The sequence below is a fragment of the Streptococcus sp. S784/96/1 genome (genome assembly GCF_902729355.1).
GTDB classification, from domain to species: Bacteria; Bacillota; Bacilli; order Lactobacillales; family Streptococcaceae; genus Streptococcus; species Streptococcus caledonicus.
Genome location: NZ_CACVCC010000054.1, coordinates 1 through 8688, shown reverse-complemented (window position 1 = coordinate 8688; position 8688 = coordinate 1). Strand labels below are relative to the sequence as shown.

The 8688-nt window shown below is 34.8% G+C and carries 9 protein-coding genes; 8 read left to right on the top strand and 1 reads right to left on the bottom strand.

Annotation, left to right across the window (positions count from 1 at the left end):
- Positions 1–754 (bottom strand): IS110 family transposase (locus tag GZ996_RS11275; RefSeq protein WP_162012104.1); only part of this gene is annotated, 754 nt, incomplete at its 3' end.
- A 339-nt stretch (positions 755–1093) separates the two neighbouring features.
- Here GZ996_RS11275 and GZ996_RS11270 point away from each other — a divergent pair.
- From GZ996_RS11270 to GZ996_RS11235, 8 genes are all read left to right on the top strand, one after another.
- Complete coding sequence (locus tag GZ996_RS11270; protein WP_162012103.1) at positions 1094–1369, top strand: RNA-binding S4 domain-containing protein; 276 nt, start codon at positions 1094–1096, stop codon at positions 1367–1369.
- Positions 1353–1727 (top strand): FtsB family cell division protein, encoded by a 375-nt coding sequence (locus tag GZ996_RS11265; RefSeq protein WP_156807251.1) that lies wholly within the window; start codon positions 1353–1355, stop codon positions 1725–1727. The genes GZ996_RS11270 and GZ996_RS11265 overlap by 17 nt, the downstream gene beginning before the upstream one ends.
- Positions 1727–1855, top strand: coding sequence for an SP_0009 family protein (locus GZ996_RS11260; RefSeq protein ID WP_161979752.1), 129 nt, complete (start codon positions 1727–1729; stop codon positions 1853–1855). Before GZ996_RS11265 ends, GZ996_RS11260 begins: the two co-directional genes overlap by 1 nt.
- A 44-nt stretch (positions 1856–1899) precedes the next feature.
- Positions 1900–3183 (top strand): serine hydrolase, encoded by a 1284-nt coding sequence (locus GZ996_RS11255; protein WP_156807250.1) that lies wholly within the window; start codon positions 1900–1902, stop codon positions 3181–3183.
- Positions 3180–4436 carry a tRNA lysidine(34) synthetase TilS gene (gene tilS, locus GZ996_RS11250; protein WP_162012102.1) on the top strand — a complete coding sequence of 419 codons (1257 nt, stop codon included), beginning with the start codon at positions 3180–3182 and terminating at the stop codon, positions 4434–4436. The genes GZ996_RS11255 and tilS overlap by 4 nt, the downstream gene beginning before the upstream one ends.
- Before the next feature lie 11 nt (positions 4437–4447).
- Positions 4448–4990 carry a hypoxanthine phosphoribosyltransferase gene (hpt, locus tag GZ996_RS11245; RefSeq protein WP_156807248.1) on the top strand — a complete coding sequence of 181 codons (543 nt, stop codon included), beginning with the start codon at positions 4448–4450 and terminating at the stop codon, positions 4988–4990.
- Between the two features lie 10 nt (positions 4991–5000).
- Complete coding sequence (gene ftsH / locus GZ996_RS11240; protein WP_156807247.1) at positions 5001–6959, top strand: ATP-dependent zinc metalloprotease FtsH; 1959 nt, start codon at positions 5001–5003, stop codon at positions 6957–6959.
- A gap of 133 nt (positions 6960–7092) precedes the next feature.
- Entirely contained in the window at positions 7093–8481 is a 1389-nt protein-coding gene (locus GZ996_RS11235) for an APC family permease (RefSeq protein ID WP_156807246.1), read from the top strand.
- Positions 8482–8688: the final 207 nt, after the last annotated feature.

Below are 8688 nucleotides of genomic sequence, written 5' to 3'. Positions count from 1 at the left end.
GCTCATAGTCTTTGAGATAACTGTCTATTCGATTTTCTAACTGTTGGATTTTAGCATTATAACAATCATAAGTTTCTAATGCTTGCTCTAACATAAACCGATGATGAGCTGAAAAATAACCATCCAAAGCTTTTTCTAGTTGAGGAATTTTCTGTTTCAGAGTCGTATAAACATTAGCACGAATAACTTCTGGTGTGATGGTTTCTCCATTGACTAAAAGAGTCATCAAGTTACGCCCAGAACTTCCCATAATATCTTCAATGTAAGTTGTTAATTTGATTCCTCCTGATTGAAGAATGTTATGAATTCTGTTCACGTCACGGTTACGAGTTTCAACTTGATGTTTCCGTTGACGCGTTAGCTCTCGTAGTTCTTGAATCCTTTCGTCAGGAACAAAACTTCTTGGGAGCAGTCCGATACGAATCAATTTGGCAATCCAGAAAGCATCTTTTTTATCTGTTTTTTGACCAGGGATGGCTTTCATATGTGCTGGATTCGCTAAAATGAGCTCAAAGTCTTGGCAGAGCGCATGCCAAACTGGTTTCCAATAGACTCCTGTACTTTCCATGCCAACAGCTTGTACTTGAAAAGATGTGAGAAAATCATGACATTGTTGTAAACCTTCTGTCGTTGTATCAAAGCGAGCCTCTTCACGTTTGGGACGAGTACTAGTGAGAGAACCGTGTAAGATACAGACAGCTATCATAGCTTGGTGAATATCTATGCCAGCACAAGATGTATAGATGATATCCATAGTCGTTTCCTCCTAACTAATGATGAGGACTTGTCTCTCTAATAGTAGTCGTATTTTCTTAGGCGATATTTTGGGGTTCTCGTAGATAAAGTGGATTAGTTTGTCCCTAGATAGATTTTATCATTAAGTTATCAACCACAAAGCCATCACTAAGAGTATAGCACTTAGCGAGGGCTTTGCCTATTGGTTGTCATTGTTTTGTAGGTGTGGGCTCTCCACCATCGTGATGGTTTGTCCCACTCTCTTTCTATGACATTTTGGTAACAAAACGGCCATGCTCTGCCTTTTTTTAAAAAAAGTGGTAAAATGAAAAAGTTAGTGAATATGGGGAGGTTTCTCATGAGATTAGATAAATACCTTAAAGTATCAAGAATCATCAAACGCCGTACGGTTGCTAAGGAAGTCGCAGATAAAGGGCGGATTAAAGTCAATGGTGTGTTAGCAAAATCATCCACAAATCTCAAATCAGGAGACGAAGTTGAAGTTCGTTTTGGTAATAAGTTATTGATGGTGCGCGTTTTGGAAATGACAGATAGTACGAAAAAAGAAGATGCTGGCAAAATGTATGAGATTATTAGCGAAACAAGGATAGAAAAAAATGAGCAAGAAGTCTAGTGTTGTTCAACTGAATAATGACTTTATTCAAAATGAAAATCAACGTCGACGCTATGAAGAAGAAGAAATCAGCAAACGTCATCGCTTCATAGGATTTATTATGGTCATTATTGTTCTTCTTTTTATCTTGCCAACCTATAACTTAATGTCTAGCTATGTAGAGTTGCAGGAGAAAAAAGAAACTATTATACAACTAAAAAAAGATGTTGAAGAATTGACAGAACAAATGAAGGAAAAAAAAAACTTAGCTGAGCAATTAAAAAATGAAGAATTTATCCTCAAGTATGCACGCGCCAAATATTACTACACCAGAGATGGAGAAGTGGTGTATTCTACACCAGATTTGTTACCAAAATAATGGATGATTTAATAAAAATAGTTGAAACTTTCTTGGCTTATTCTGAAGAAAAATTGGAAGAACTAGCTGACAAAAACAAGTCTTTAAAAATTGATAAAAGACAATCAGAACAAGTCTTTAAAAAATAAATACCGTATTAAAAAATTTAGTGAAATTAATGGAAAGGGGATGTATGAAAAAAGTATTTGTTTTATTTTTAGTCTTATCTATTTTTACTCCCCTTAATATTGTTAGTACGGAACAAATGATTACAGAGGCGCCTCGAGATGTCCAGTATCAATTAACAAAAACAATATCCAATCAATTGACCGATTATACAACGATTCCAGAACGTCCTTTAACTTCGATGGAAGTGTTAAGTTATGATGATGTTAACTTAACAGAGCTTTCTCATGCTATTCCTATAAATACCTCACTTAAGATTACTAATCTTCTTTTAAATGAGCAGTTGAACCCGGTTTTTGAACTCTCAGATGGTACTTATCTTCCGGCAAACCAAAAATATATTATTTCGGATGTTGTTATGGAGGAGAAGCTTTTTGAGGGGGAGTTTTGGTTAGAAAAAGGTTTTACTGTCTATGCTAGTCCTTATTATGTGGGAGCAAAAGCTCTGTCTACGAAATTACAGCCATACACTAAGATTGCAGTTATTAAAGAAGCTCAAACCTTACATGGCACTTATTACTATAGTAAAGGTCAGGGATGGATTTCAGATGAGTTTTTATCTCCAGTAGATAATCGCATAAAAAAAGTTCAAACTCTCTTAGAGAATAAATATAATAAAGCAACTTTATCAATTTCTGTTACACAAACCTCAACAGGTTTATCAGCTGGAATCAATCCGGATAAGATTATGTATTCTGCTAGTGTCAATAAACTACCTCTGTTATATTATGTTCAAAAACAGCTAAATCAAGGAAAATTATCATTAACTGATAAAGTAAAATATACCGACAAAGTCCATGATTTTGATGGAGCATTTGATCCTGAAGGAAGTGGTTCAATTAGTAAAATAGCTGATAATGAAGAATACACTATTGAAGAATTAATGAAAAAAGTGGCACAAGAATCGGATAATGCAGCAACCAATATTTTAGCTTATTATGCGACAAATCAGTATGGTAGTGATTACCAAAAAGCAATGTCAGATTTTCCAAAATGGGATATGGAAAAACGTGAAGTTTCTTCAAAAACAGCAGCACAAGTAATGTCAGCTATTTATGAGCAAGGGGGGGAAGTTATTGACTACCTCTCTCACACTCGTTTTGATGACCAACGAATTTCCAAAGATATAGATGTTCAAGTTGCACACAAAATAGGTGATGCCTATGACTTCAGACATGATGTTGCCATTGTTTATACAAATGAACCTTTCATATTATCTATTTTTACAGAAAATATGAGTTACGACGATATTTCAGCTATTGCAAAGGATGTTTATATTATTTTAAGATGATTTATCAAAAATTGCTAAATGAAGTGATCAACAATCATTTTTTTGATCAACATAACAAGGTATTAATAGCTTTATCAGGTGGAGTAGATTCTATGAATTTACTGCACTTTTTGTCTTTATACCAGAAAGATTTAGGGATAAGCCTTGGAATTGCACATATCAATCATAAGCAACGCCCTGAATCAGATATTGAAGAAAATTATCTACGAAATTTTGCTGAAGCACAAGGCTATCCGTTTTATCATATGAATTTTTCAGGGATTTTTTCTGAAAAAGCTGCGCGTGATTTTCGTTATGACTTTTTCGAAAAGGTAATGTTTGAAGAAAGTTATACAGCATTAGTAACAGCTCACCATGCAGATGATCAAGCTGAGACAATGCTACTAAAGCTCTTGCGAGGTAGCAGGCTCCGCCATTTAACAGGAATAAAAGCTGTTCAGGATTTTGGACCAGGTCAGTTGATTAGGCCCTTTTTGACAATAAAAAAATCTGAACTTCCAGATGTTTTTCATTTTGAAGATAGTTCTAACCAAAGTTTAAACTATTTCAGAAATCGTGTGAGACATGATTATCTACCACAATTAGAAAAAGAAAACCCACAATTTTCAAAATATTTAACAGAGTTAGCAAGGGAAAATCAAATTTTTCAAGTCGCACTTGTTGAATTAACCAGTAAAATGGATGTGACCGATTTGAAATTTTTTAAATCACAAAGTTCAGCTTTAAAAGAAGTTTTATTAGGAAATTATTTAGAGGAGTTTCCAAAACTACAACTCTCTAAAATTCAGTTTACACATTTATTGACACTTTTAGAAAATGACAACACCTATCAAATTCCTTTAAAAAATGGGCATGAATTAGTTAAAAATGAGAAAAAGTTTTATATTCAAAAAATCAGTCCCAGGACCGATAGCACTCTAATACCTAAAGTGCTAAAATTTCAAGAAACCTTAATTTTTCAAGGATATAGATTTACATTTTTAGAAACTGGGGAAGGAATAGAGCTTCCTAGTAAAAGTCCTATCTTTCTTCGTGGACGAAAGCCTCAGGATAAAATTGATTTTGGATCATTTTCCAAAAAGCTTCGCAGGCTTTTTATTGATGAAAAAATTCCTAAAAAAGAGAGAACGAAAGCCATTATTGGAGAACAAGAAGGGCAAATCATTTTTGTACAAACAGCTAATAATCTTTATTTGAGAAAATTTGCTGAAAATGGTACAATGAAAGCTATATTAGGTATTCAAAAACTATAAAAGGTGGCAATATGTTAGAACAAGAGATAAAAAAAGTACTCTTCTCAGAAGAAGATATTATTACGAAGTGTCAAGAACTTGGAGCTCATCTTACTAAAGATTATATGGGTAAAAATCCTCTGTTGGTTTGTGTTTTAAAGGGAGCTGTGCCATTTATGGCAGAGTTAGTAAAACACATTGACACTCATGTTGAAATGGATTTTATGGTTGTTTCAAGTTATCATGGTGGAACAAGTTCAAGTGGTGAAGTTAAAATTTTGAAAGATGTAGATACTAATATTGAAGGACGTGATGTGATTTTCATTGAAGATATCATTGATACTGGTCGCACTCTTCTTTATCTACGTGATATGTTCAAATATCGTAAAGCAAAATCAATTAAAATTGCTACACTTTTTGATAAACCAGAAGGACGTGTGGTCGAAATTGAAGCAGATTATGTTTGTTACAATGTTCCAAATGAATTTATTGTTGGTTTTGGCTTGGATTACAATGAAAATTATCGTAACTTACCGTATGTTGGTGTTTTGAAAGAAGAAATTTACAACAAATAAGAGAGAATAGATGAATAATAAAAAACCAAATGGGCTCATGCGCAACTCCTTTGTAACCATTTTGTTACTAGTGACAGCTATTTTTAGTTTTCAATTTTTATTTAGTGACATGGGCGCAGATAGTCAAAAAATTAATTACTCTACTTTAGTAAAACAACTAGAGGCAGGTAAAGTCAAAGAACTCACTTACCAACCAAATGGTGCTATTGTAACAGTTTCAGGAAGTTATACCAAAGCACAAAAGGTTGAATCAGATACTTCTTTTCCATTTTTAGGTAATAGAATAGCAAAGGTTAATAATTTTACTAGCACGTTTCTTGCAAGTAACATTTCTCTTGAAAAATTAGAAACTGCAGCAGATAAAGCTGGAACAGAAATTACAGTAAAACAAGAAAGTTCAATAGGATCTTGGATTAGCACTTTATCACTTTGGATTCCGATGGGATTTTTAATCTTCTTCATGTTCAACATGATGGGGGCAGGACAAGGACGAGGTGGTAATAATCCAATGAGTTTTGGACGTAATCGTGCTAAAGCCTCCAACAAAGATTCTATCAAAATTCGATTTACAGACGTTGCTGGTGCCGAAGAGGAAAAACAAGAGCTTGTTGAAGTTGTTGATTTTCTTAAAAATCCTAAAAAATATAAGGCACTCGGTGCCCGTATTCCTAAAGGTGTTCTTCTTGAAGGTCCTCCAGGAACGGGTAAAACACTTCTTGCAAAAGCTGTTGCAGGTGAAGCTGGTGTCCCATTTTTCTCAATCTCAGGTTCTGATTTTGTAGAAATGTTTGTTGGTGTCGGTGCAAGCCGTGTTCGTGCTCTTTTTGAAGATGCAAAAAAGGCTGAGCGTGCTATTATTTTCATTGATGAAATTGATGCTGTTGGTCGTCGTCGTGGCGCTGGCATGGGTGGTGGAAATGATGAGCGTGAACAAACGCTTAACCAACTCTTAATTGAAATGGATGGTTTTGAGGAAAATCAAAGTATCATTGTCATCGCAGCGACAAACCGTTCTGATGTTCTTGACCCAGCTCTCCTTCGTCCAGGTCGCTTTGACCGTAAGATTTTAGTTGGTCAGCCAGATGTAAAAGGTCGTGAAGCTATTCTTCGTGTTCATGCCAAGAATAAACCATTGGCAGATGATGTTGATTTGAAAGTTGTTGCTCAACAAACTCCAGGTTTTGTTGGAGCCGACCTCGAAAATGTCCTAAACGAAGCCGCTCTGGTTGCTGCTCGTCGTGACAAGAAGAAAATTGACGCTTCTGATATTGATGAAGCAGAGGATCGTGTTATTGCTGGACCCGCTAAGAAAGATCGTCAAGTTTCACAAAGAGACCGTGAGATTGTTGCTTATCATGAAGCTGGTCATACAATTGTAGGTCTTGTCTTATCTGACGCTCGTGATGTTCATAAAGTGACGATTGTTCCTCGTGGTCGTGCAGGTGGCTATATGATTTCTCTTCCGAAAGAGGATCAGATGTTACTTTCAAAAGACAATATGAAAGAACAGTTAGCAGGTCTTATGGGGGGACGTGTTGCTGAGGAGATCATTTTCAATGTTCAAACAACGGGTGCCTCTAATGATTTTGAACAAGCGAGTGCTATGGCTCGTGCCATGGTTACTGAATATGGAATGAGTGAAAAACTTGGTCCAGTCCAGTATGCAGGTAGTCATGCTATGATGGCTGGTCAGTTATCGCCAGAAAAAACGTATTCTGAAGAAACAGCACGCATGATTGATGATGAAGTACGCGATCTTCTAAATGCTGCTCGTAATAAAGCAGCTGATATCATCAATCAAAATCGTGAAACACACGCCCTAATTGCACAAGCACTTCTCAAATATGAAACCCTTGATGCAGCACAAATTAAATCTCTTTACGAAACAGGTAAGATGCCTGAAGAAAGTGAAGAACAAGAAGCACGTGCTTTATCATATGACGAAATCAAGGAAAAAATGTCTGAATAAGTATTAATGAGTCTATTGTTTAATAGGCTCATTTTGCTTGTCATAAACATCATATTTATGATAAACTAAGAAAGTTATTATCTTTTTATAGAAATATATTTTTGTTAATAATAAAAAGTATAGGAGGATTTTTATGCATTTTCTTAGAAAAAAAGAAAATCATCATCGTAAAAGTTTAATGAATCGTCACCTAAGAGTTATCGATTTAATCTTTCTTGGCCTAGGCTCTATGGTAGGAACTGGTATTTTCACAATAACTGGCAAAGGTGCTGCTATCTATGCAGGCCCGGCTCTAATAATTTCTATTATTATTTCTGCTATTGCAGTTGGAATTATTGCTTTATTTTATGCTGAATTTGCTTCACGTACTTCAGGAAATGGTGGAGCTTATAATTATGTTTATGAAACACTTGGGGAATTTCCAGCATGGATTGTTGGCTGGTATATTATTATGGAATTTATGACAGCTGTTTCTAGTGTTGCAGTTGGATGGGCCGGATACTTTAAAGGGATTCTTTCAAATCACGGTATCTTATTACCAACTGCCATTAATGGGACATTTGATCCTGAAAAAGGACAGTATGTTGATTTGCTTCCAATTCTAGTTGTTTTAGCAGTCACAGGATTGGTTTTAATGAATTCAAAATCAGCTCTGAGATTTAATAGTGTTCTTGTATTATTTAAGTTTTCAGCCTTAGCCATTTTTATTGGAATAGGAGTCTTTTTCATAAATAAAGGGAATTGGTCAGATTTTGCACCATATGGATTTGGAAAAATCTACGGAGGACAAACAGGAATTATGGCAGGTGCTTCAATTATGTTCTATGCCTTCTTAGGTTTTGAATCCATCTCAATGGCTGTAGATGAAGTCAAAGAACCACAAAAAAATATTCCAAAAGGAATTATTTTCTCCCTAAGTATTGTTACGATACTCTATATTATCGTAACACTAGTATTAACAGGAATGGTAAATTATAAAGAACTTAATGTTGATGATGCAGTTGCTTTTGCTCTTCGTCAAGTAGGCTTAGATTGGGCTGGAAATTATGTATCCATTGTTGCTATTCTCACACTTATCACTGTTTGTATTTCAATGACCTATGCTCTTGCACGGACAGTTTATACCATTAGCCGCGATGGTCTCTTACCAAAAGGGCTGAGTAAGGTAACTGAAAAACATAAGGTTCCGAGAAATGCTACGATTGCAGTTGGTATTTTGTCAATGATTTGTGCAGGAGTTTTTCCATTAACCACAATAGCTGAATTTTTAAGTATCTGTACTTTAGCATACTTGATTATTATGTCCATTGCTCTTATCAAATTACGTAAAGATAAAGGTTTACCAAGTAATACAGAATTTAAAACGCCTTTGGTACCATTTTTACCTATTTTTTCAATTATCATTTGTTTATCACTTATGAGTCAGTATCAAACTATTACTTGGTATGCATTTGGAATTTCAACATTCATCGGAATTTTTATTTATCTTATCTATGGTTATAAGCATTCCAATGAAGCTTAGATATTATCTTATTTTCAGGAAAATGCTGCTTTTACATTTTCCTGAAATTTTTTGAAAATATGAAAATTTAAAGAAAAATCTATTGACAAGAAGAGGATATATTTGGTAAGATATATGAGTTGTCTCGTAAGAGAGAAAGGCAGATATAGGAAAAAAACTAGAAAAAAGTAGTTGACACCGTTAGAAATATTTGCTAGAATAAAGGAG

Coding starts and splice junctions, on each gene's coding strand:
- hpt (WP_156807248.1), top strand. CDS start 4,448: ATGTTAGAACAAGAGATAAAAAAAGTACTCTTCTCAGAAGAAGATATT.
- GZ996_RS11235 (WP_156807246.1), top strand. CDS start 7,093: ATGCATTTTCTTAGAAAAAAAGAAAATCATCATCGTAAAAGTTTAATG.
- ftsH (WP_156807247.1), top strand. CDS start 5,001: ATGAATAATAAAAAACCAAATGGGCTCATGCGCAACTCCTTTGTAACC.
- tilS (WP_162012102.1), top strand. CDS start 3,180: ATGATTTATCAAAAATTGCTAAATGAAGTGATCAACAATCATTTTTTT.
- GZ996_RS11265 (WP_156807251.1), top strand. CDS start 1,353: ATGAGCAAGAAGTCTAGTGTTGTTCAACTGAATAATGACTTTATTCAA.
- GZ996_RS11260 (WP_161979752.1), top strand. CDS start 1,727: ATGGATGATTTAATAAAAATAGTTGAAACTTTCTTGGCTTATTCTGAA.
- GZ996_RS11270 (WP_162012103.1), top strand. CDS start 1,094: ATGAGATTAGATAAATACCTTAAAGTATCAAGAATCATCAAACGCCGT.
- GZ996_RS11255 (WP_156807250.1), top strand. CDS start 1,900: ATGAAAAAAGTATTTGTTTTATTTTTAGTCTTATCTATTTTTACTCCC.